This window comes from Halomonas zincidurans B6 (genome assembly GCF_000731955.1).
In the GTDB taxonomy this organism is placed as follows: domain Bacteria; phylum Pseudomonadota; class Gammaproteobacteria; order Pseudomonadales; family Halomonadaceae; genus Modicisalibacter; species Modicisalibacter zincidurans.
In genome coordinates, this window is the sequence record NZ_JNCK01000001.1 from 1622393 (window position 1) to 1643143 (window position 20751).

A 20751-nucleotide genomic window follows, 5' to 3' on the forward strand; every position below is an offset into this window, starting at 1 on the left:
GATCAATCCTGAGCGTCGAGTCGCTGCATCAGCACAGTGGCCACGCGGTAACGGGTGGGAATGCCGGACGTATCGCGAAACGTCTCAATGGCGCTTTCGAGCCGGGCGAAACGCCGTCGCCCCGCCAGGCCGCTGGAAGCCGGCTCTCCGGTCACCGTGTTGGCACCGATGCGCTTGAGCGCGCGTAATGTTTCGGCCAGATCGTCATGCCAGATACGCCGTGTCGTGAGATCGAACCGCTGAAGTCGCCAGCCGGGTGACGCCAGCGATTGGCGTAGCGCCGCTTCCGGCAAGCAATCGTTGACGTGTCGGCCGCCATCCACCGTTTGCCATGCTTCTCGCAGTTCACTCAGGCTGCCCTCGCATAGCGTGGTGAAGGCAAGCCAGCCATGCGGACGTAGCACCCGCGCCGCCTGGGCAAGGAAGCGCTCGAGGTCACACCACTGCAGCGCCAGGCTGGAGATAACCAGGTCGAGGCTGCGTCCGGCCAGCGGTAGCCGCTCGGCATTGCCGGTCAGCCATTGGATCGCCAGGTGGTCATGGCGTCGCCGGGCCTCGGCCAACATGCCCGGCGCCAGATCGAGCCCGATGGCAGTGGCGTCGAAGCGTAAAGCCAAGTGGGAAACCACGTAGCCGGTACCGCAGCCGACATCCAACAGCGCACGGGGGCGGCACGATACCGGCAGACAGGACAGCAACTCATCGGCGACCTGGCGTTGAAACTGTGCCGCATCGTCGTAGTGTTCAGCCGCACGGGAAAAGTTCTCAGCGATTCGGCGCTGGCGTGACGCCGACAATCCAGGAAGACCCCGCAGTACGCTCATGTCGACGCCCCGCTCCACTGACCCGATTGCCCCTGGCCTGATTGATTTAGAAACATCGCCATCCGCTCGGCGGTCTCGTCCGCGCGTTCCAGCGGAAAGGCGTGACCGACTCCCGAAAGCAACTCGGTGCGACCGAGGCTCGGTAGTCGTTTGGCGATGGCCCGGCGCGCCGCCGCCGGCACCAACAAGTCGTTGTCGCCGAACAGATGCAACTGGGGAATGCGCAGCTGACCAAGGACGTCACGCAGATCGAGTTCGTCCAGCAGCGCGAGCCCGGCCAGTGCCTGATCCCGTGGTGTGGCCTGGAGCGCCTGGAGCAACTCGCTTCCCAGGCGGCGGGCGTCACGACCGCCCTGCGCGCTCAATTGCGCGAACCGGGCAAATGCCCTGGCGGGCGAATGCTGGAAACCGCCGCGAAACGCTACGAAGATCTCCGTCCCCATCGCCTCGGGCCAGCCGGGGCGAGCGACGAAACTGGCATTTGAGCCGAGAGTGATCAGTCCCCGTACCTGCCTGCCTCGCCACTGGGCCAGCGCAGTGGCGAGCATGCCGCCCAGCGACCAGCCGGCCAGCCAGGCGTCCTGCGGCAGCTCGCGGTCGAGCACGGCTACCCAGCTCTCGGGACGATGACTGGTCAGCTCGGGATAGCCCGCACACAGGACGCTCAGGCCGGGGAGACGCTCTCGCAATGTCCGCGCCAACGGTTCCAATAGAGATGGGCCTAGTGCCCATCCAGGCAAAAGGATCAGCGTATCTTCCCTCATGTTGGCGACTCCTGCGCCGATCCCAGCCGACGTGCGCAGTCATGGAGCGCTTCCAGCAGCCGGTCGACATCGGCAACGTCATGGGCCGCCGAAAGCGTAATGCGCAACCGGGCAGTGCCGGCCGGCACGGTCGGCGGGCGGATGGCGGTACACCAAATGCCCGCCGCCTCCAGCGCTGACGCCAGTTTCAGCGCCGCGACAGCGTTGTCGCCGCCCTCGCGGGTCGAGCCGATCACCAGCGGCTGTATCGGTGTCCGCGAAGGCATCAGGTGCAGTCCGAACGCGCTCAGTCCCACGGCGCCGTTGCGAAAACGCTCGACCAGTGTGAACAAGTGATCCCGCCGTTCGGGTTCGTCGCGCACGATATCGAGGCTGGTCAGCGTGGCCCAGGCCAGTGCCGGCGACAGACTGGTGGTATAGACGTAGGGTCGAGCGAACTGGATCAACGCTTCGATCAACGCGTCACTGCCGGCGACGAAGGCGCCCTGTGTCCCCAACGCCTTGCCCAGGGTGCCGACCAGCACCGGCACGACAGCGGGATCGATACCCTGCGATTGCCGCGTGCCTCCACCGTTGGCGCCGAGCACGCCGAAGCCATGGGCATCATCGACCATCAGCCAGGCCCGATGCCGCGAACACTGCTCGGCCAGCGCGGCGAGATCGGCGACGTCGCCATCCATGCTGAACACACCGTCACTGATGACCAGCTTGTGTCGAGCCGAATCCAGCATGGCCAGATGCTGACCACAGTCTTTCGCATCGCCATGCGCAAAACGCATTAACCGCGCCCCGGCGAGCCGGGTGCCATCCAACAGCGAGGCATGGTTGAATCGGTCGTGCAACGCGTAGTCGCCGCGTCCGAGCAATGCCGAGAAAACGCCGAGATTGGCCTGATAACCGCTGGAGAACAGTAGCGCGCGCTGACATCCCGTCCACTCGGCCAGCCGCGCCTCCAGGCGAGCGTGCGCTTCGCTGTGTCCGCAGACCAGATGCGATGCACCGCCGCCGGTACCGAACCGCCGCGCGCCCTCGGCCAATCCTTCGGCCAGGCGCGGGTCGCCCGCCAGTCCCAGATAGTCGTTGCTGCAGAACGCAAGCCATTCGCACCCCTCGCGCTGGAAACGAGGACCGATACCGACGGTGGTGCGCCGTCGCCGATAGCGGTGACGTTCGTGCTGGCGGGCCAGTCGCGACGCCAATACATCGTCGAGTGTGCTGTCGTGATGTGAACGCGGGCTCTTACGCACGGCGATACGGGCTCAAGGCTGTGCCGCCGCATCGGTCACCATGGCATCGATGCGGGCTCGCGCCATGCTCTCCTGGATCGCCGCCTCGCAGGCAGCGTCATCGGCTTCCTCGCGCCGTTCGGGGTGCAGCCCGAGGCGCTCGAACAAGCGTCGATCGTGGTTGGCCTGGGGGTTCTGGGCGGTCAGCAGGCGCTCGCCGTAGAAGATCGAGTTGGCCCCGGCGAAGAACGCCATGGCCTGGGTCTGGTCGTTCATCAGTTCGCGGCCGGCGGCAAGGCGCACATGGGAGCCCGGCATCAGGATGCGTGCCACGGCGACGGTGCGGATGAAATCGATGGGATCGAGATCCTCGACATGCTCCAGCGGCGTGCCCTGGATCCGGATCAGCATGTTGATCGGTACGCTCTCGGGATGCGCCGGCAGGTTGGCGAGTTGCTCCAGCAACCCCGCGCGATCGTCGACACTTTCACCCATGCCGAGAATACCACCGCAACAGACCTTCATCCCCGATTGGCGCACGTGGTCGAGGGTTTCGAGCCGGTCCGCGTAGGTCCGCGTGGTGATGATTTCGCCGTAGTATTCCGGCGAGGTATCGAGGTTGTGGTTGTAGTAGTCAAGTCCGGCCTCGCTGAGCCGTTCGGCCTGATCCCGGGTCAGCATGCCGAGGGTCATGCAGGTTTCGAGCCCCAATTCCCGCACGCCGCGTACCATCTCCAGAACGTAAGGCATGTCCTTGGCGCTCGGGTTTTTCCACGCCGCGCCCATGCAGAAGCGACTGGCGCCGACCGCCTTGGCCTTGCGCGCTTTTGCCAGCACGGCTTCGACCTGCATCAGCTTCTCGCGCTCGAGCCCGGTGTTGTAATGTCCCGACTGCGGACAGTACTTGCAATCTTCGGGACAGGCGCCCGTCTTGATCGAGAGTAGCGTGGAGATCTGCACGGCGTTGGGATCGAAGTACCGCCGATGCACGCCTTGCGCCTGAAACAGCAGATCATTGAACGGCAATTCCAGCAGCGCCTGGATCTCTTCCCGCCGCCAGTCGTGACGCGAGAGCGTTTCCTGGGCTTGCGTCGCCTGATACCTCACCATCATCACAGTCAACCCTATACGAACAATAAAGTTGACTAGGATAGTGCCATCTTGCGCAGTAAACTTCAATGTATACTGAGGTTGACAGAATCTAGAAACGCCATGCCCCGCGATTCTCGGCATTGGGTATCCAGATGCCGCGATCAGTGGCGCCGATGCAGCGACGGCGGCACCCCGTAGGTGCGCCGATAGGCGCGCGAGAAGCTGCCCTGATCGAGAAAGCCGACTTCGGCGGCAATGGCGCCCAGCGAGCGCGAGGTGCGTTCGATCAAGCTACGCGCATGGGCCAGGCGGCGCTGCTGGACATAGGCCTGCGGCGTCATGCCCAGCAACTCGCGAAAGCAGGCGTGGAAGTGGCCGGGACTCAGCGCGCATAGCGCCGCCAGCGCATCGACGCGGATCGGCTCGCTCAGGTGAGCATCGATATAACGCTCGATGCGCGCCAGCTCGATGCGCTCGCGCCCTTCGCTGCACGCTGCAATCGGCGCCAGCGACTCGTCATGCAGGTTGAGATACAGCGCGCGCAGGATCAGCGTGGCGATCTCGCTGTGCAGCGCCGGATGCAGGGCAACCTGGGGCAGAACGCCCTCGGCCAGGCGGTGCAACTGCGCAGGCACGGCGAAGAAGCGCGGACTCTCGAACAGTCGCTCGACCTCGTCGGCGCACGACACCAGCGCCAGATTGACCAGCGGCACGTCGAGCACAAGGGTCTGATTCTGACCGTCGCCGGTATATTCGTGATGGTAGGTGGAGGGTATCAGGCAGCCTCGCTCGCGGGTAATCCGCTCGCCGCGGCCCTCGATGGTCAACTCGGTCACGCCCGACGTCGCCAGAATCAACTGGTGAAAGGCATGTTCGTGGGCGATGTATTGCGGGGTCAGCGTACAGCTACGCAGATTGAAGAATGCCATGACATTGCCGGCTTCAAGGTTTCGACCGAGGCCAATCCCCTACCATACCCCGCCGGCGCCGGGACAGAAGCCGACGGAAATTCCACGTTATACGTTCGATTCAGCAGTTCCCCTTCTTGGCCTGGCCGGGCGGGCAGAACCCCCCATCGCGGTGATCGTGATCGCGATCGCCTTCCCGGTCCTGATGACCGTCGCCCACCTCGACGATCGGCTCCGGATCGATGCGAGCCGGCGTGTAGCTACAGCCGGCCACGAACAAGCCAGCCAGAAGAATCACGGTCGTTGGCATCCACTGTCGCATGAGGTTCTCCTCTTTTTCTATGAATCTCGCATGAGCAGTACCCCACCAGCATATCGGTAAACGTACCGTTACCGGGAGTCGCAGGAGGGCGACAAATACCGGCAGGTTGCAAATCATCGATCTCAGCGCAGATCAGCGGATCGTCAATAAAACAGCGATGCCCCATATCACCAACCCGGCGCCGGTAACTCGTCCAATCCAATACCCGGCAGGCGCCAACTTTTCTATTAGCACCAGCAGTGCAAGTCCGGCGATCCACGCCAGATTCATGACGCCGCCGACGAACAGCAGCAACATGAGCGCCCAACAGCAGCCGAGGCAGTAGATACCGTGGCGAAAGCCCATCGCGAACGCACCGCGCAGCCCTTCCCGCCAATGCGTGAGTACGAACTCCAGGGGCGAGCGGCAATACCTGAGGCAGGCATGCTTGAGTGGCGTCCATTGATAGACGCCGGCAGCGATCAACACTGCACCCGCCAGCGCCGTACTCGTCGTCTGCATCATCGGTGAAAGCAGCGCGGCCTTCTCCATGGCGAACTGCAGCGCGACCGCAGCCAGGCTGAACGCTGACCAGATGGCGATATAGCCCAGCACGAACATTCCCGATGCGACCATGCGCCATCCCGGGGAGTGCCTCGCTCGGCCAATGGCCGTGAAGAGCAGCAGCATCGGCGCGGCGCCAGGCAGCATCATCGCCACCATCATGACGACCCACATCAGCAACATCAGCAGCGCATGGGCGGGCGTCCACGACGTCAGAGTCATGGCCATCCCGCCCTCGCCCTCTTCCATCCCAAGCATGGCGCCTGCCCCGGCCAGCAGATAGGCCCAGCTCAGGGCGACGACCATCAACAGCATGGTCGCCACGAGGGCGCGGTCATGTCGCAGCGCCCTTTCGAACACCGACATCGCCATTGCCGATCTCGCTTGCGCTAGGACTCGACGCCTTCAGGCGTCTGCACGACATGCGCCAGCGTGCTGTGCGAATCCTGCGTGGAGAACGCAATCGCTCCACTGCTCTGGATCGTGGCGCAGGCAATTTCGCCCTCGATGTGTTCGAAGCCTTCCGGCATAACCACCCGAATGCGATGGGGCTTGTCGGTCACCGGGTTCCTGATCGGTTCCACATGGGTTTCGAGTACGCCGGGAATGGACAGACGTGCGGTTCGGCCAGGTTCGTCAAATTCGAACGTCACGGGCGCGAAGACCGGGTCGTGCATCTGGGTCACGATGAGGCTGAAGATATGGAACAACGTCCCTTCCGCCGAGTGCTTCCCGGACAGGATCTCGAACAGCGCCTCGCGCTGCTCCGGGCTCGCTCGCTCATCGATGACCGGCTGTGCCTGCCCGTTGCCTTCATGTAGCGGACCGGGAAAGTGCACGACGACAAAGAAGCTCAGATCGTTCAGGTGGGTATTTTCGTAGTGACCCTTGGTGATATGCATGCCCAGCAGGCCCTTGCATTCACCCTGGGTCGGCCGCGCATTGAAATCGCAGGGACAGCCGAACGCGCAGTTGCAGTTCTTGAGCCACTCCCCCTCGAGACGCCAATCTACTCGTGCCATGGTCGAAGCCTCCCCCGACCTGGAGTCGAGTCGTCCAAGGCTCGGCGCTGTCGGAGTATGTTTGTTGTAAGCAATCGAGGGACAGAGACCTCTGCCCATCTTTATCAATGTAGTTCACTCCTCGCCACGCCGGCCGTCTGTGACCCGCCAATCCTGACTATTTTAGCGAGTTGGGCTGGCTCGCCTCTGCGACCAAAGCTCTACTTTACGTTAACGTCAACCAAAACTAAGCTGGCTGGAAACAGCAACGGACCGCCGGCCAACGCGACCGGCCGCTACATACACCCAGGAGTCGACCATGCACGCCCCCTATTCGCCGCTCGATTTCGGCCTCCCCGATGAGCTGAACATGCTGCGCGATCAGGTCAACGCCTTCGCCCGCGACGAGATCGCCCCCCGCGCCGCGCAGATCGACCACGACAACGTCTTCCCCGAGGACCTGTGGCGCAAGTTCGGCGACATGGGCCTGCTCGGCATCACCGTACCCGACGAGGATGGCGGCAGCGGCATGGGTTATCTCGCCCATTGCATCGCCATGGAAGAGATCTCGCGGGCCAGCGCCTCGGTGGGCCTGTCCTATGGCGCGCACTCCAACCTGTGCGTCAACCAGTTGAAGCTCAACGGCAATGCCGAGCAGAAGGCCAGGTACCTGCCCGGGCTGATCAGCGGCGAGCACGTCGGCGCGCTGGCGATGTCCGAGCCCGGCGCCGGCTCCGACGTGGTGTCGATGAAGCTGCGCGCCGACAAGCGCGGCGACACCTACGTGCTCAACGGCAACAAGATGTGGATCACCAACGGTCCCGACGCCCAGGTGCTGGTGGTCTACGCCAAGACCGACCCGGACGCCGGTTCCAAGGGCATCACCGCGTTCATCGTCGAGCGCGACTTCCCGGGTTTTTCCACTGCGCAGAAGCTCGACAAACTGGGCATGCGCGGCTCCAACACCTGCGAGCTGGTGTTCGAGGATTGTGAGGTACCGGCCGAAAACGTGCTCGGCGAGGAAAATCGCGGCGCCAAGGTACTGATGAGCGGGCTGGATTTCGAGCGTACCGTGCTCGCCGCCGGTCCCATCGGCATCATGCAGGCGGCGATGGACGTGGTGGTGCCCTATATCCACGAGCGCAAGCAGTTCGACCAGTCGATCGGCGAGTTCCAGCTGGTGCAGGGCAAGGTCGCCGATATGGTCACCACGCTGAACGCCTGCCGCGCCTACCTGTACGCCGTGGCCGGCGCCTGCGATCGAGGCCGAACGTCGCGCAAGGATGCCGCCGGGGTGATCCTCTACTGCGCCGAGAAGGCCACCCAGGTGGCGCTCGACGCCATCCAGCTGCTCGGCGGCAACGGCTATATCAATGAATACCCCACCGGGCGCTTGCTGCGCGACGCCAAGCTCTACGAGATCGGCGCCGGCACCAGCGAGATTCGGCGGATGCTGATCGGGCGCGAGATTTTTAACGAATCGGCGTAAACCCAGCCCCGAGCCACGGGCTCCGGGCCACGAACCGCTCGTAGCTCGTAGCTCGTAGCTCGTAGCTCGTAGCTCGTAGCTCGTAGCTCGCCAGAGGATCTTTCATGGCCATATTGAGTACCCAGATCAACCCGCGCAGCGAGGCCTTCCAGGCCAACGCCGCAGCATTGCGCGGCGAGGTCGACACGCTGCGCGAACTGACCGCGCGCATCGCCCGGGGCGGCGGCGACAAGGCCCGCGAACGCCACGAATCCCGCGGCAAGCTGTTCGTGCGCGATCGTATCGACCACCTGCTCGACGAGGGCTCGGCGTTTCTCGAGATCGGCGCGCTGGCTGCCCACGACGTCTACGGCACCGAGGTGCCGGCCGCCGGCGTGGTCGCCGGCATCGGTCGGGTAAGTGGCGTGGAATGCGTGATCGTCGCCAACGATGCCACGGTCAAGGGCGGCACCTATTTCCCGCTGACCGTGAAGAAGCACCTGCGCGCCCAGGAGATCGCCCGCAAGCACCGCCTGCCGTGTATCTATCTGGTCGATTCCGGCGGCGCCCACCTGCCCCACCAGGACGAAGTGTTCCCCGACCGCGACCACTTCGGGCGCATCTTCTACAACCAGGCGACGCTGTCCGCCGAGGGCATCCCGCAGATCGCCGTGGTGATGGGCTCGTGCACCGCCGGCGGCGCCTACGTGCCGGCGATGGCCGACGAATCGATCATCGTGCGCGGCCAGGGCACCATCTTTCTCGGCGGCCCGCCGCTGGTGAAGGCTGCTACCGGCGAGACGATCAGCGCCGAGGATCTGGGCGGTGCCGACGTTCACGCCAAGATCAGCGGTGTGGTCGACCACTACGCCGACAATGACGCCCATGCCCTGCAACTGGCGCGCCGCGCGGTGTCGCGGCTGAACTGGCAGAAGCGCGGCCAGTTGGCGATGCGGGAATCGCGGCCGCCGCGCCTCGACCCCCAGGAGATCTACGGCATCGTCGGTACCGACCTGAAGAAGCCGTTTGAGGTGCGCGAGGTCATCGCACGGCTGGTCGACGATTCCGACTTCGACGAATTCAAGCGCTACTACGGCGACACTCTGGTCACCGGCTTCGCCCACCTGCACGGCCATCCGGTGGGCATCGTCGCCAACAACGGCGTGCTGTTTTCGGAGTCGGCGCAGAAAGGCGCGCACTTCATCGAGCTCTGCGCCAAAAGAAAAATCCCTTTGATTTTCCTACAAAACATTACCGGCTTCATGGTCGGCTCCAAGTACGAGCAACAAGGCATCGCCAAGCACGGCGCCAAGCTGGTCACCGCGGTGGCCTGCGCTCGGGTGCCCAAGTTCACCGTGCTGATCGGCGGCAGCTTCGGCGCCGGCAACTACGGCATGTGCGGGCGCGCCTATGACCCCAACCTGCTGTTCATGTGGCCCAACGCGCGCATCTCGGTGATGGGCGGCGACCAGGCCGCCAACGTGCTGGCCCAAGTTCAAAGGGAAAAGTTCAAGCGTGACCAGTTCGAACGCGACGGCGACGAGTGGAGCGAAGACGACGAAGCCGCGTTCAAGGCCCCGATTCGCGACCAGTACGAGCACCAGGGCCACCCGTTTTATGCCAGTGCGCGGCTGTGGGACGACGGCGTGATCGACCCGCTGCAGACCCGCGACGTGCTGGGGCTGGCGCTGAGCGCGGCGATGAATGCCGAAATCGAAGAAACCAAATTCGGCGTATTCCGGATGTGAGCCCCTTGCTCCGCAAGAGGAGCTATAAGCTTGAAGCTGTAAGCTGGAAGGTTCCGCCGCACGCTTCGAAGGCCTAACTGGGGTTCTTACAGCTTAGAGCTTACGGCTTACAGCTTTACCGATGAGGCCGCTGTATATGACAGACACAACAAGCCTTGCAAAGCTTCGGATCGATCCCCGCGGCGTCGCCTGGCTGACGCTCGACAAGCCCGACGTGCATAACGCCTTCGACGACGCGCTGATCGGCGAGCTCAACGCCCACCTCGACCAACTGCATGACGCCGCCGAGCGCGACGAGGTGCGCATCATCGTGCTGGGCTCGGAGGGCAAGCATTTCTCGGCCGGCGCCGATCTCAACTGGATGAAGCGCATGGTCGACTACGGCCTCGACGCCAATCTTGCGGATTCGCGCCAGTTGTCACGGCTGATGCAGCGGCTCGACAGTCTGCCCTGCCCTACGGTCTGCCGGGTGCAGGGCGCGGCCTACGGCGGCGCGGTGGGTCTGGCGGCGTGCTGCGACCTGGTGATCGCCTCCGAGGCGGCGCGCTTCTGCCTCTCCGAGGTCAAGATCGGCCTGTCGCCGGCGGTGATCAGCCCCTACGTGCAGCGCGCCATCGGCAGCCGCCAGATGCGCCGCTTCGCGCTGACCGCCGAGGTCATCGACGTGACCACCGCCCAGGTGCTCGGCCTGGTGCATGAAGTGACCGACAAGCACGAGCTCGACGAGCGGGTGGCTATCTATGTCGACACCCTGCTCACCGCCTCGCCCCAGGCCAGCCGCGCCACCAAGGCGCTGCTCGCCGAGGTCGCCCGCGAGCCCGATTCCGACGCCATCCGCGAGCGCTGCTGTCGCACCATCAGCGAGTTGCGCGTCAGCGACGAAGGCCAGGAGGGCCTGACCGCCTTCTTCGACAAGCGCGCCCCCGCCTGGCAGCGCGACAGCGACGCTAGCCATGACAAGGAGCCGCGCTCATGAGCCTGGCCAACGCACCGCGACCGCTCAACAAGCTGCTGATCGCCAATCGCGGCGAGATCGCCTGCCGGGTGATCCGCACCGCGCGCCGCCTGGGGCTTGCCAGCGTGGCGGTGCATTCCGATGCCGACGCCCTGGCGCGTCACGTGCGCGAAGCCGACGAAGCAATACGCATCGGCCCCGCCGCCACCCGCGACAGCTACCTGAACGTCGCGGCGGTGATCGAGGCCGCCCGGCAAAGCGGCGCCGATGCCATCCACCCGGGCTACGGCTTCCTCGCCGAGAACGCCGACTTCGTCGCCGCCTGCGAGATGGCCGGCATCGTCTTCGTCGGCCCGCCGGCCAGCGCCATCGCCGCGATGGGCGACAAGTCCGCCGCCAAGGCGCGCATGGACACCGCCGGCGTGCCGCTGGTGCCGGGTTATCACGGCGACGACCAGACGGACGAGCATTTGCAGGCCGAGGCCGAGCGCATCGGCTACCCGGTGCTGCTCAAGGCCAGCGCCGGCGGTGGCGGCAAGGGCATGCGCGTGGTCGAGCGCGGCGCCGGTTTCCAGGCCGCGCTGGACGGTTGCCGGCGCGAGTCGCAGGCCGCCTTCAACGACGACCGCATGCTGATCGAGAAGTACCTGACCCAGCCGCGCCACGTCGAGGTGCAGGTGTTCTGCGACAGCCACGGCAACGGCGTTTACCTGTTCGAGCGCGACTGCAGCGTGCAGCGCCGCCATCAGAAGGTGTTGGAGGAGGCCCCGGCGCCGGACATGAGCGAGGCGCTGCGCCGCGAGATGGGCGAGGCCGCGGTACGCGCCGCCCAGGAGATCGACTACGTCGGCGCCGGCACCGTCGAGTTTCTTCTAGACGCCGATGGCTCGTTCTATTTCATGGAGATGAACACCCGCCTGCAAGTCGAGCACCCGGTCACCGAGATGATCACCGGCGAGGACCTGGTCGAATGGCAACTGCGCGTCGCCGCCGGCCTGGCGCTGCCCAAGTCCCAGAACGAACTGACCATCAGCGGGCACGCCTTCGAGGCGCGGCTCTACGCCGAGGACCCCGAGCAGGACTTCCTGCCCGCCACCGGCACGCTGTCACGCTTCGCCCTCGACTTTACCGGCGCGGGGCTCGACCCAGACCAAGTTCGTCTGGACAGCGGCGTCGAAGCCGGCGACGCAGTCTCGATGCACTACGACCCGATGCTCGCCAAGCTGATCACCCACGGCGACGACCGCGATCAGGCGCTGACCACGCTCAATCGCGCGCTGGCCGCGCTGGATGTCAGCGGCGTCGTCACCAACCGCGCCTTCCTGCAACGCCTGGCGAGCCACCCGGCGTTCGCCGGGGCCGAACTCAACACCCGCTTCATCGAGCACCACGAACAAGCGCTGTTCGCCCCGACCGCCCTCGACGAAGCCGATTACGCACGGGCCGCGCTGGTCGCGCTGGATTGCCTGCACAGCGAGGCCGACGACGACTCGCCCTGGCAACGCCGCGACGGCTGGCGGCTCAACGCCCCCGCCTGCCTGCGCGTCGCCCTCGCCGCGCCGGCGCACGGCCGCGACGCCGCCGACAGCGAGGCGATCGTCACCGTGCTCGCCGAACGCGAAGCGAGCCGGGGCGACTGGCAGCTGACGGTACGCGAGCGGCGCTTCAACGGGAATCTGCAACGCCTGGCCGGCGACAGCGTCGCGCTGACCCTCGATGGCCATCGGCGTCGCCTGCTGGCGCGTCGCGATAATGACAGCCACGGCGAGACGCTGGTACTCGCCGATGCCCACGGCGAGAAGCGCCTCGCCTGGCGCCGGCTCGACGGCGTCGATCATGGCCAGCATGAAGTCGATGCGACGCTGACCGCGCCGATGCACGGCACCGTAGTCGCGCTGCTTGTCGAGCCCGGCCAGTCCGTCGAGAAAGGCACGCCGCTGATGGTCATGGAGGCGATGAAGATGGAACACACCCTGACCGCCCCCACCGATGGCGCGGTCGAAGCATTCCACTTCGCCGCCGGTGATACTGTCGGCCAGGGGGATGTGCTGCTGGAGTTCGCCGCGGACGAATAGCGCCGAGCAATGCCGGGTTCGTGAGAGCGAATTTATTCGCGATGCAACGCCCCGCGTTGCCAAGATAATGAATTCAGCGCCAAAATCGAGTCGTCAGCGCAACAAGCCTATCAGGAGGTAGTCATGCCCTTCCCCAAAGCCGTCCGCCTGGTCGAGGTCGGCCCCCGCGACGGGCTGCAAAACGAACCCGAACCGATCGACACCGCTACCAAGCTGGAACTGATCGAGCGCCTTGGCGCCGCGGGCATCCGGCATATCGAAGCCGCCAGCTTCGTCTCGTCCAGGTGGGTGCCGCAGATGGCCGACCACTGCGAAGTGATGACCGGTCTCACCCGCCACCCGGGCGCGACCTACTCGGCGCTGACGCCCAACCTCAAGGGGCTGGAAGCCGGGCTGGAATGCGGCGTCGAGGAAGTCGCCGTGTTCGGCGCCGCTTCCGAGGCCTTCTCGCAGAAGAACATCAACTGCTCGATCGCCGAATCGCTGCAACGCTTCGAGCCGGTGCTGGAGCGCGCCAAGGCCGTCAACGTCCGCGTGCGCGGCTACGTCTCCTGCGTGCTCGGCTGCCCCTACGAAGGCGAGATCGCCCCGGCCAAGGTCGCTGAGGTCTCAAAGGCGCTGTATGAGATGGGCTGTTTTGAAGTCTCGCTCGGCGACACCATCGGCACCGGCACCCCCTTCAAGGCCAAGCGCCTGATCGAGGCGGTGAGTCGCGACATCCCCATGGACAAGCTCGCCGCCCACTTCCACGACACCTACGGCCAGGCCCTCGCCAATCTTTACGCCGTTCTGGAAGAAGGCATTGCCGTGATCGACAGCTCCGTTGCCGGTCTCGGCGGCTGCCCCTACGCCAAGGGCGCCTCCGGTAACGTGGCCAGTGAAGATGTGGTTTATATGCTTGATGGGCTGGGTATCGAGACGGGTATCGACCTGAACAAGCTCGCTGATACCGGCACCTGGATCACCCAAGCTATCGGGCGGCCGAATCGGTCGAAGGTGGGTGTGGCGTTGGCAGCTAAGTAAGTACGTGGTGGAAACGAAAGCCCCCGAGTCAGTGAACGACTCGGGGCAATTTAAGTATTACGACAAAGTGCCTTAGATGATGGGTTAACGCCTGAGTTGGGCGGCACTGTAGTGGTAACATAACGCCCGCAGCATGCGCGGCTTTGGAATGGAGGCGAAGCCGCAATGGAAAAGACGTCGCCGTGCCTGCGATGGTTATGTGCTGTGAGCGACGTTTGGGAACCTTTCGGGATGCTCGATAATTTCCTCCGTCAGGTCTACGTCAAGATCGGGCCAATAAAAGTGGCCAGGGGATTGTTTCTCAACATTCACAATCGCGCTGATCGGCTGCTCCTTAAACCAGGGGAAACTGTTGTACGGCATAAAAAACTCACGGTTATGTGCCAGAAGTCACACGCCATGTGCAGAGATATTCGTCACCTCAACTGCCGAAATGCTGTTTCCACGCGCTGACAAGCTCATTGCGGTGATCCTCCACCAGTGATTCGATTTCTTTCAACTGCTGCCGGTTGTATCCATAATTTTTGGCCAACTCAAGATCTGCTTCAAACCGGAATTTAGCCTCGCCATCTCCTGATACTACATGAACATGGATACTACATGAACATGGATGCGAGACTCCTCTCGTGAGAAGAAAAAGAAGCGATATCCTTTTTCTCGGAATATTGTAGGACTCATCCATACTCCTCACACATAACGCCCGTCTCACGCACCGGTTTGGAGCTGCAAAGCGGCGGAAAAACGGTCGCTGTGCAGCCGATTGTTAAAGCCTTCCAAGCCAGTACTGCGGACGTCGCCGGTCATGGGCAACCGCCAAAACTTGAAAACCATCAAGTTTCTCTCGGTAAACGATGGACAGCGGAAACCTGTGAAGGGGCGCTCTACGAATATCTGGCTGCAACTCAACTTGCCAGGCTTTTGGCGACTCGCCAACTAAATTGGCCAGGGCCTCAAATTCCTCTATGAAGGCACCACCCAGTCCCGGAACTTTTGATTCGTAATAACCAACTGATTCCAGGAATTCGGCTTCCGCTGCCGGGTGAAACGAATAGATCATTTGATCAGTTCTCTAGCCTTCCTCATGACATCTTCACCGGACACGGCCTGTAGTGAACCATTATCGAGCTCTTCGCCTCTACGGCGGGCTTCAAGCAACCAGTCAGATCTGAGCTCTTCCCTTGATGGCGATTCCAGACTCAGGACCAGTCGCTGGACCAGTTGAGCTCGCTCCTCTTTTGGGAGGTGGAGCGCCTCGTCTTCAATTCTCTGGAGATCCATGGGCGAAACCTCTCGTTCGTTTACCCGTCAATTTTGACACGGATGGGTGACGGCTGCCATGCCTCGGTTTGTACAGCGTTCTGCGACCGCACAAACACAACGGCGGACTACCGCCCAATGTCGCAGAGCAAGCTTACTGGAAAACTCAAAAGACGGTGGCCTAAAACACTTGACCACTACAGCCTGCTGGATCAGGCCAAATCCACATGAAACGTCGAAGAGCCATATAAATCAATAATTTATATATAAAGCTCACACCACCACCAGTGACTCGAACTTGCCCTCGTCCGTAAACGTCAGCCGGTAGAGGCCATGCACGCCGTCGTGCCCGACGATGCGCCGCAGCGCCTGGGCCGGGAATACCACCCCTCGCCCGTCCCGGCTGCGAGCGTAAACGTGCTGAGCGTCGCCGGCCAAAGTAGTTGTCGCTCGATAGTGCGCCAGGCACTGCTCGGCGGAAAGATCGATCACCACATTGATACTGGGCATGGGTTCTTTATGTCGGTTTGAGGCTGTTATTGCCTGATGCTGGGCTAGCAGAATCCTGAATCCGTGAGACTGACCCCCTGCAGCGCTTCTAACCTACTGACCTGCATGGCAATATAGCGAATATCGTCATTCACCCAGACAGTGCCATGCCCAACGTCACGTTTCGCGCCAGTCGCCGTACCCTCACCAGCCACGCCGGGCTATCCATCATCGGGCAGTGCCTTGAGATCGCCGGCGTCGACAGCCTCGACGGTCGCTTCCCCACCACGCTGGGCATGCGCACCAGCGACGTGGTCAAGAGCTATCTGGGCCTGCTGTGTCTGGGCATGAGCGACTATGACGCCATCGAGAATTTCCGCCGCGACAAACCGTTCCAGCACCTGCTGGCCCTGCAGAAGGTGCCGAGCTCCGCCACGCTGCGCCAACGGCTGGAGAAGCTCGCCGCCAATGATCTGCAGGCACGTACCGCGACTTGGTCCACCACCTTGCTGTCGCTGGTGGAAGCACCGATCACCGCCGAGAAGACGCATGTCTGTCTGGACATCGACACCTTCGTCATGGACAACAGCAACTCGCACAAGGAGGGCGTCTCGCGGACCTACCAGAAGGTCGATGGCTACACGCCGATCGCCGCCTATCTGGGCAATGAAGGCTGGTGCCTGGGCCTGGAGCTGCGTCCCGGCAAACAGCACACCATGAAGGAGAGCAACGCCTTCCTGGAGCGGGTGCTGCCACGCGCCCAGGGCCTGACCGAGCAACCGATCCTGGTCCGCGAGGACAGCGGCTTCGACAGCCAGGCGCATCTGGCCCTTCTCGAACGGCAGCGGCAGGCCTTTGCCGACGAGGGCCGGCGGCTCGACTACCTCGTCAAATGGAACCCGCGGGACTCGGCCAAGGCCGATCTCGCCACCTGGTGCGCCGTCGCCGAAGACTGCTGGCAAGAAGAGCTGCGCCCCGGCAAGCGCCAGGCGTTGTGGACACAGACCGTCTCGATCCGCGATGGCCAGACCGAGGTCGAGGTCAGGCGTGTGATGCGCCTGGTGGAGCGCACCGCCGATCGCGATGGCCAGCTGCTGCTCGAACCGGACTATGAGCTGGAAGGCTGGTGGACCAGCCTGGACGAGGCGCCGGAGGCGGTGATCCAGCGCTATCAGGCGCATGCCACCCATGAGCAGTTTCACAGCGAGATCAAGACCGATCTCGACCTGGAGCGTCTGCCCTCGGGCAAGTTCGCCACCAACGACCTGATCCTGCATCTCGCCCAGCTGGCCTATAACATCCTGCGTCTGATGGGGCAACTGGGCATGACTGGCGAGCTGAGCCCGGTGCGCCATCCCGCCAAGCGGCGCCGGATACGCACCGTATTGCAGGAACTGGTCCATCGTGCCGCCGTGGTAGTCCACAAGGCCCGTCAGATCATCCTCGATTTCGGGCAGGACATTGGCCGCATGACGGTGTTGAACACCCTGCGGAGCCGGCTGCGTTACCCGCGAGGATCGCCCTGCTGATCGCCTGTGGGGGAATGTCACTTGGAAGAGGGCTGATGGTCACCAGCAGCCAGCATCGCCATGCCCGGCGGGTAGAAATGCATGACAAAACGGATCATCGTCGCCGGCCGACGCGGCAATGGTTGGCCATCGCAGACATGCGTTCGGCGATTGAGACGGGATCGGAGGTCAAAAAATGCTCGCTGGCGGTGATAGGGAAAGTGCCGACGCCGGCTTCACGGATTCAGGAGAATGGTTTTCAAGTGAACCGTGAAAGACGCGCGCCGGGCTTGACCGCCTGCTTCACCAACTGATCCCAGCTATCAGGTGGATTGCCGTTGGCAAGCATCTTGCGGAAGGTCCGATAGGCATCCGTCTTGCTGTCGTAGGCCCGCTTGGTCTGCTCGTCATTGACCCAGGCGTAGATGATGGTCCGGCTGGGCTCGTGGTAGCGAAAGAATAACCGGTATTGCTGATAGAACTTGGCCCGAAACCAATGCTTATGCTCATCGCCCAGCGTGTTCCCCTGCCGATATTGCTCATGGGTAGGGTCGCTGGGAATGTCCTCAAGTGCGAGCTTGACAATCGCCGCGAGTCGCTTGGTGTCGTTCTTGCTAGTATAGCCCTCGGCATCCTTGCGCCTGTGCCGGTCGACTCGCCGGGCCAGCGAATCCAGTTGGGAAAGGAATAATGGGTGGGCATAGATCGTCCACCCATTGATACGCAAGGGCTCGTTAACCTCGACACTCATTCGTTGTCTTCGGACAGCGGCTCATCGAGATCCACATCGATACCCGCGGTCAGCTCACGAGCCTTGGCAACCGATGCTGCGGTCAAGGGCTGAATACGCTCGGGATGGTCGTGTAGGTCACGTTCCAGGAAGCTCAGGAAACCCACCATGACCGGGTCCTCAGTCTGCGCGCCCGCTGCCCGCGTGAGCACCACCTCGCCGTTGTCACGGATGCTGTAGTGGATCTTGTCGCGCTTGCCGAGGCTCAGCGCTCGGCGGACCTGCGCCGGAACGGTGGTCTGGTAGCGCTCGGTCAGGGTGGAATCCACTTCGTGCGTCGCATTCATGGGCAACCTCCAAGGATCGGCGGGTAATGACCATACACAAAAGGTAATGCATATGCATTACCTCGTCAATGCACAAGCTACCCGGCCCACACGGCACACCCTCCAGACTCAAGCCCCAGCCAGGCCCGCCGATAGCATTCACCGGCAGCGATAGTCGCTGGGTCTACTAGGCTCAGCCGTCGGACACATCCCCTACCGCCCACGATGCCGCTACCTCAGCAAAAATTTGCAGATAGTCCTAAAGCAAATGCCGGTAGCGTCGATAAACAGAGTAACGGCCACGGTGCCGTTGCGGTGGAAAGACCGGAGACCTGGTCGCCGAGAGTCCGGCTCACCGCTCGAGCCCCTAGAGAAAAAAGGAACACCACAATGGCAGTTATCAATACCAACATCACGTCGATGATCGCTCAGCAGAACCTGAACAGTTCCAAGGGCGACCTGACCACCGCCATGGAGCGTCTGTCTTCAGGCCTGCGCATCAACAGCGCCAAGGATGATGCCGCCGGTCAGGCCATCGCCAACCGTATGACCAGCCAGATCACCGGTCTAGCACAGGCGCAGCGTAACGCCAACGACGGTATCTCTGTCGCGCAGACTGCGGAAGGCGCGCTGAATCAGGTCAACGACAACTTGCAGCGTATTCGCGAGCTGACCGTTCAGGCGCAAAACGGTACTAACTCTGCTGAAGACAAGCAGTCCATTCAGAATGAAATCGGTCAGCGCCTCAACGAAATCAATCGTATCTCCGAGGAAACCAGCTTCAACGGCGTCAAGGTGCTGGCAGCAAACCAAGATATATCGATTCAGGTTGGATCAGAAGATGGACAATCCATCAATGTCTCTCTTGAACAAATCACTTCAGCAACGTTGAAGATGGACAGTTTGGACGTAACTCAGCGCACTGTCCTGAGTGAAAATTTTGGTGCAACTGCTGCAAATGGCGCCAGTATCGAAGCCAAGTTCGATGTTGCAAACTTGACTGACCCGACGGACACTAATGCTACCACAACCACAACCAAGAATGATCTCTATGCACTAAAAGATGGCTCCGGCTACGCTGCATTGGCTAGTGATGGCAATTACTATACACTTAACACAGCCGACGCAAGTGCGCTTACTTATGACAGCACCACTGCAATTAGCTCTGCTACCGTTGATACGGATGCAGGCCCCGTTGATAGCATCAAGGCAACGGTCACTCTTGATACAGCCACTAATCTTGCAAGTGCCAGCCTTACCGAAATTAACGATGCTAACGGCAATGGCACTGGCGAATTTTTGATGGATAACGGCGACGGCACATACAATCTAGCAACAATCACCACTGGTGGTGTAGCTAGCAAGGGTGAGGCACTCACTGTTGACCCGCTGAAATCACTGGATGGTGCACTGAGCAAGGTCGACGCGCTGCGTTCCGATCTGGGTGCTATCCAGAACCGTTTCGATTCGGCGATTACCAACCTGAGCACCACTGAAACTAACCTGTCTGCCGCGCGTTCACGGATCGAAGATGCTGACTACGCTTCAGAAGTCGCCAACATGACTCGCGCCCAGATTCTGCAACAGGCCGGTACGTCCGTCCTCGCGCAGGCCAATCAGGTGCCGCAGTCCGTACTGTCTCTGCTGGGTTAATCCGAGCATAGCAGTACATGCAGTGAAGGGTGGGGCTTCGGCCCCGCCCTATTTAAAACAGGCCCTCATTACGAGGGCCTGTCTTTTTTGAAGCGTGTTTATTAAGACGCTAACAAAGGCACTGTCATGCGGAAAACTAAAGACAGAATATCCGCTCGAGAACTCGTCCACGACGTAATACCCAAGCTGAGAGCTACGGAAAAACTGATCAGCGATACCCTTCTCGATATGATCGAGACGGCGAGCGACGAAGAGGAGCGCAGCCGGCGAATATTGCAACAGCAGGAGTTCGAACTCGAAGTCACCATGATTCGTATGAACCTCGACCACCTGATGAAACGCTACGCTAGGGAGATCCAAGAGATGATCGACGCGGCTGACGACCGCCCTGGCGCCCTCTTGCAGCTGGATCAGCACGAGCGCTTTGCCATTGAAAGTGCCAGACAGCTATACGATCGGGTACAGACGATTCAGACCGCCTGATCGATTGCTACCTGTACAGCCAATTCAGCATGCGGGGGCTTTATGAATCAGAGCGAATGCCAACAGGTGATCGACGAACTCGATATCGTCATTGATGATACCCGAGAACTGATGAAGCGCTTCGAGGCGACGGGCATGGATGAAGCGATGCCGAGTGACTATCAGCAGCTTCATGATGTTTATACCAAGGCCGTCAAGGATCAGTGGGCTTATACACAAGAGATGTTACAGGCGGGCGAGTAGCAGTACCAAGCATTACTTCCGGAGCTATATCGGGCACCTAACGGTGTCTATCGGGAATAAATCCCCTCCCACAATAAGCGGCTTCATGGTATCTATTCCAAGGCCGTCAAGGA

General features: G+C 62.1%; 24 protein-coding genes. 9 read left to right on the forward strand and 15 right to left on the reverse strand.

All coding sequences use genetic code 11. The features are described from left to right. Positions 1-2 precede the first annotated feature (2 nt). From bioC to HALZIN_RS0107590, 8 genes are all read right to left on the reverse strand, one after another. Positions 3-824 (reverse strand): malonyl-ACP O-methyltransferase BioC, encoded by an 822-nt coding sequence (gene bioC / locus HALZIN_RS0107555; protein WP_031383622.1) that lies wholly within the window; start codon positions 822-824, stop codon positions 3-5. Next, the gene (locus HALZIN_RS0107560; protein ID WP_031383623.1) at positions 821-1588 is read right to left on the reverse strand and encodes an alpha/beta fold hydrolase; all 768 of its coding nucleotides are present in this window, start codon (positions 1586-1588) and stop codon (positions 821-823) included. The genes bioC and HALZIN_RS0107560 overlap by 4 nt, the downstream gene beginning before the upstream one ends. Beyond that, entirely contained in the window at positions 1585-2835 is a 1251-nt protein-coding gene (bioF, locus tag HALZIN_RS0107565; RefSeq protein ID WP_150113094.1) for an 8-amino-7-oxononanoate synthase, read from the reverse strand. The genes HALZIN_RS0107560 and bioF overlap by 4 nt, the downstream gene beginning before the upstream one ends. 12 nt (positions 2836-2847) lie before the next feature. Beyond that, positions 2848-3927: a biotin synthase BioB gene (gene bioB / locus HALZIN_RS0107570; RefSeq protein WP_345473576.1), complete on the reverse strand. Its 1080-nt coding sequence runs from the start codon at positions 3925-3927 to the stop codon at positions 2848-2850. Between the two features lie 140 nt (positions 3928-4067). Continuing rightward, positions 4068-4835, reverse strand: coding sequence for an AraC family transcriptional regulator (locus HALZIN_RS0107575; RefSeq protein ID WP_031383626.1), 768 nt, complete (start codon positions 4833-4835; stop codon positions 4068-4070). A gap of 100 nt (positions 4836-4935) precedes the next feature. Beyond that, entirely contained in the window at positions 4936-5136 is a 201-nt protein-coding gene (locus HALZIN_RS0107580) for a hypothetical protein (protein ID WP_031383627.1), read from the reverse strand. Positions 5137-5268: 132 nt separating this feature from the next. After that, positions 5269-6051: a DUF2182 domain-containing protein gene (locus HALZIN_RS0107585; RefSeq protein WP_031383628.1), complete on the reverse strand. Its 783-nt coding sequence runs from the start codon at positions 6049-6051 to the stop codon at positions 5269-5271. Positions 6052-6068: 17 nt separating this feature from the next. Beyond that, positions 6069-6701: a DUF1326 domain-containing protein gene (locus HALZIN_RS0107590; protein ID WP_031383629.1), complete on the reverse strand. Its 633-nt coding sequence runs from the start codon at positions 6699-6701 to the stop codon at positions 6069-6071. Between the two features lie 298 nt (positions 6702-6999). On the opposite strand from HALZIN_RS0107590, the gene HALZIN_RS0107595 reads away from it, so the two are divergent. The 5 genes from HALZIN_RS0107595 to HALZIN_RS0107615 all read left to right on the forward strand — a co-directional run bounded on the left by HALZIN_RS0107595 (position 7000) and on the right by HALZIN_RS0107615 (position 13949). Next, positions 7000-8169: an isovaleryl-CoA dehydrogenase gene (locus HALZIN_RS0107595; protein ID WP_031383630.1), complete on the forward strand. Its 1170-nt coding sequence runs from the start codon at positions 7000-7002 to the stop codon at positions 8167-8169. A gap of 104 nt (positions 8170-8273) precedes the next feature. Next, entirely contained in the window at positions 8274-9896 is a 1623-nt protein-coding gene (locus HALZIN_RS0107600) for a carboxyl transferase domain-containing protein (protein WP_031383631.1), read from the forward strand. A 136-nt stretch (positions 9897-10032) separates the two neighbouring features. After that, positions 10033-10872 carry an enoyl-CoA hydratase-related protein gene (locus HALZIN_RS0107605; protein WP_031383632.1) on the forward strand — a complete coding sequence of 280 codons (840 nt, stop codon included), beginning with the start codon at positions 10033-10035 and terminating at the stop codon, positions 10870-10872. Further along, the gene (locus HALZIN_RS0107610) at positions 10869-12926 is read left to right on the forward strand and encodes an acetyl/propionyl/methylcrotonyl-CoA carboxylase subunit alpha (protein ID WP_031383633.1); all 2058 of its coding nucleotides are present in this window, start codon (positions 10869-10871) and stop codon (positions 12924-12926) included. Before HALZIN_RS0107605 ends, HALZIN_RS0107610 begins: the two co-directional genes overlap by 4 nt. A gap of 123 nt (positions 12927-13049) precedes the next feature. Further along, positions 13050-13949 (forward strand): hydroxymethylglutaryl-CoA lyase, encoded by a 900-nt coding sequence (locus tag HALZIN_RS0107615; RefSeq protein WP_031383634.1) that lies wholly within the window; start codon positions 13050-13052, stop codon positions 13947-13949. 195 nt (positions 13950-14144) lie between these two features. On the opposite strand, the gene HALZIN_RS18680 is transcribed toward HALZIN_RS0107615, so the two are convergent. From HALZIN_RS18680 to HALZIN_RS0107635, 5 genes are all read right to left on the reverse strand, one after another. Next, positions 14145-14336, reverse strand: a complete 192-nt coding sequence (locus HALZIN_RS18680; RefSeq protein WP_422723642.1) for a DUF2442 domain-containing protein — start codon at positions 14334-14336, stop codon at positions 14145-14147. Between the two features lie 34 nt (positions 14337-14370). Beyond that, positions 14371-14631, reverse strand: coding sequence for a DUF4160 domain-containing protein (locus HALZIN_RS17445; RefSeq protein WP_201448183.1), 261 nt, complete (start codon positions 14629-14631; stop codon positions 14371-14373). 81 nt (positions 14632-14712) lie between these two features. Beyond that, the gene (locus HALZIN_RS17860; protein ID WP_150113095.1) at positions 14713-15006 is read right to left on the reverse strand and encodes a type II toxin-antitoxin system RelE/ParE family toxin; all 294 of its coding nucleotides are present in this window, start codon (positions 15004-15006) and stop codon (positions 14713-14715) included. Further along, positions 15003-15227, reverse strand: coding sequence for an addiction module protein (locus HALZIN_RS0107630; protein WP_031383635.1), 225 nt, complete (start codon positions 15225-15227; stop codon positions 15003-15005). The genes HALZIN_RS17860 and HALZIN_RS0107630 overlap by 4 nt, the downstream gene beginning before the upstream one ends. 252 nt (positions 15228-15479) lie before the next feature. Continuing rightward, the gene (locus tag HALZIN_RS0107635) at positions 15480-15716 is read right to left on the reverse strand and encodes a DUF2835 family protein (RefSeq protein WP_031383636.1); all 237 of its coding nucleotides are present in this window, start codon (positions 15714-15716) and stop codon (positions 15480-15482) included. Positions 15717-15862: 146 nt separating this feature from the next. Between HALZIN_RS0107635 and HALZIN_RS0107640 the strand changes: the two genes are divergently transcribed. Beyond that, positions 15863-17224, forward strand: coding sequence for an IS1380 family transposase (locus tag HALZIN_RS0107640; protein ID WP_031383637.1), 1362 nt, complete (start codon positions 15863-15865; stop codon positions 17222-17224). Positions 17225-17462: 238 nt separating this feature from the next. Here the strand turns inward: HALZIN_RS0107640 and HALZIN_RS0107645 are convergent, their stop codons facing one another. After that, positions 17463-17954, reverse strand: coding sequence for a type II toxin-antitoxin system YhaV family toxin (locus HALZIN_RS0107645; protein ID WP_031383638.1), 492 nt, complete (start codon positions 17952-17954; stop codon positions 17463-17465). Then, positions 17951-18280: a type II toxin-antitoxin system PrlF family antitoxin gene (locus HALZIN_RS0107650; RefSeq protein WP_031383639.1), complete on the reverse strand. Its 330-nt coding sequence runs from the start codon at positions 18278-18280 to the stop codon at positions 17951-17953. The genes HALZIN_RS0107645 and HALZIN_RS0107650 overlap by 4 nt, the downstream gene beginning before the upstream one ends. Before the next feature lie 369 nt (positions 18281-18649). Between HALZIN_RS0107650 and HALZIN_RS0107655 the strand changes: the two genes are divergently transcribed. The 3 genes from HALZIN_RS0107655 to HALZIN_RS0107665 all read left to right on the forward strand — a co-directional run bounded on the left by HALZIN_RS0107655 (position 18650) and on the right by HALZIN_RS0107665 (position 20638). Beyond that, positions 18650-19912, forward strand: a complete 1263-nt coding sequence (locus HALZIN_RS0107655; RefSeq protein ID WP_031383640.1) for a FliC/FljB family flagellin — start codon at positions 18650-18652, stop codon at positions 19910-19912. 126 nt (positions 19913-20038) lie between these two features. Next, positions 20039-20395: a hypothetical protein gene (locus HALZIN_RS0107660; protein WP_031383641.1), complete on the forward strand. Its 357-nt coding sequence runs from the start codon at positions 20039-20041 to the stop codon at positions 20393-20395. 42 nt (positions 20396-20437) lie between these two features. Further along, entirely contained in the window at positions 20438-20638 is a 201-nt protein-coding gene (locus HALZIN_RS0107665; protein WP_031383642.1) for a hypothetical protein, read from the forward strand. The last annotated feature ends 113 nt before the right edge of the window (positions 20639-20751 follow it).

Bases quoted from the DNA above. Each gene is read 5' to 3' on its own strand.
- bioC (WP_031383622.1), bottom strand. From the start codon at position 824: ATGAGCGTACTGCGGGGTCTTCCTGGATTGTCGGCGTCACGCCAGCGC.
- HALZIN_RS0107560 (WP_031383623.1), bottom strand. From the start codon at position 1,588: ATGAGGGAAGATACGCTGATCCTTTTGCCTGGATGGGCACTAGGCCCA.
- bioB (WP_345473576.1), bottom strand. From the start codon at position 3,927: ATGATGGTGAGGTATCAGGCGACGCAAGCCCAGGAAACGCTCTCGCGT.
- HALZIN_RS0107575 (WP_031383626.1), bottom strand. From the start codon at position 4,835: ATGGCATTCTTCAATCTGCGTAGCTGTACGCTGACCCCGCAATACATC.
- HALZIN_RS0107580 (WP_031383627.1), bottom strand. From the start codon at position 5,136: ATGCGACAGTGGATGCCAACGACCGTGATTCTTCTGGCTGGCTTGTTC.
- HALZIN_RS0107585 (WP_031383628.1), bottom strand. From the start codon at position 6,051: ATGGCGATGTCGGTGTTCGAAAGGGCGCTGCGACATGACCGCGCCCTC.
- HALZIN_RS0107590 (WP_031383629.1), bottom strand. From the start codon at position 6,701: ATGGCACGAGTAGATTGGCGTCTCGAGGGGGAGTGGCTCAAGAACTGC.
- HALZIN_RS0107595 (WP_031383630.1), top strand. From the start codon at position 7,000: ATGCACGCCCCCTATTCGCCGCTCGATTTCGGCCTCCCCGATGAGCTG.
- HALZIN_RS0107600 (WP_031383631.1), top strand. From the start codon at position 8,274: ATGGCCATATTGAGTACCCAGATCAACCCGCGCAGCGAGGCCTTCCAG.
- HALZIN_RS0107605 (WP_031383632.1), top strand. From the start codon at position 10,033: ATGACAGACACAACAAGCCTTGCAAAGCTTCGGATCGATCCCCGCGGC.
- HALZIN_RS0107610 (WP_031383633.1), top strand. From the start codon at position 10,869: ATGAGCCTGGCCAACGCACCGCGACCGCTCAACAAGCTGCTGATCGCC.
- HALZIN_RS0107615 (WP_031383634.1), top strand. From the start codon at position 13,050: ATGCCCTTCCCCAAAGCCGTCCGCCTGGTCGAGGTCGGCCCCCGCGAC.
- HALZIN_RS17445 (WP_201448183.1), bottom strand. From the start codon at position 14,631: ATGGATGAGTCCTACAATATTCCGAGAAAAAGGATATCGCTTCTTTTT.
- HALZIN_RS17860 (WP_150113095.1), bottom strand. From the start codon at position 15,006: ATGATCTATTCGTTTCACCCGGCAGCGGAAGCCGAATTCCTGGAATCA.
- HALZIN_RS0107630 (WP_031383635.1), bottom strand. From the start codon at position 15,227: ATGGATCTCCAGAGAATTGAAGACGAGGCGCTCCACCTCCCAAAAGAG.
- HALZIN_RS0107635 (WP_031383636.1), bottom strand. From the start codon at position 15,716: ATGCCCAGTATCAATGTGGTGATCGATCTTTCCGCCGAGCAGTGCCTG.
- HALZIN_RS0107640 (WP_031383637.1), top strand. From the start codon at position 15,863: ATGCCCAACGTCACGTTTCGCGCCAGTCGCCGTACCCTCACCAGCCAC.
- HALZIN_RS0107645 (WP_031383638.1), bottom strand. From the start codon at position 17,954: ATGAGTGTCGAGGTTAACGAGCCCTTGCGTATCAATGGGTGGACGATC.
- HALZIN_RS0107650 (WP_031383639.1), bottom strand. From the start codon at position 18,280: ATGAATGCGACGCACGAAGTGGATTCCACCCTGACCGAGCGCTACCAG.
- HALZIN_RS0107655 (WP_031383640.1), top strand. From the start codon at position 18,650: ATGGCAGTTATCAATACCAACATCACGTCGATGATCGCTCAGCAGAAC.
- HALZIN_RS0107660 (WP_031383641.1), top strand. From the start codon at position 20,039: ATGCGGAAAACTAAAGACAGAATATCCGCTCGAGAACTCGTCCACGAC.
- HALZIN_RS0107665 (WP_031383642.1), top strand. From the start codon at position 20,438: ATGAATCAGAGCGAATGCCAACAGGTGATCGACGAACTCGATATCGTC.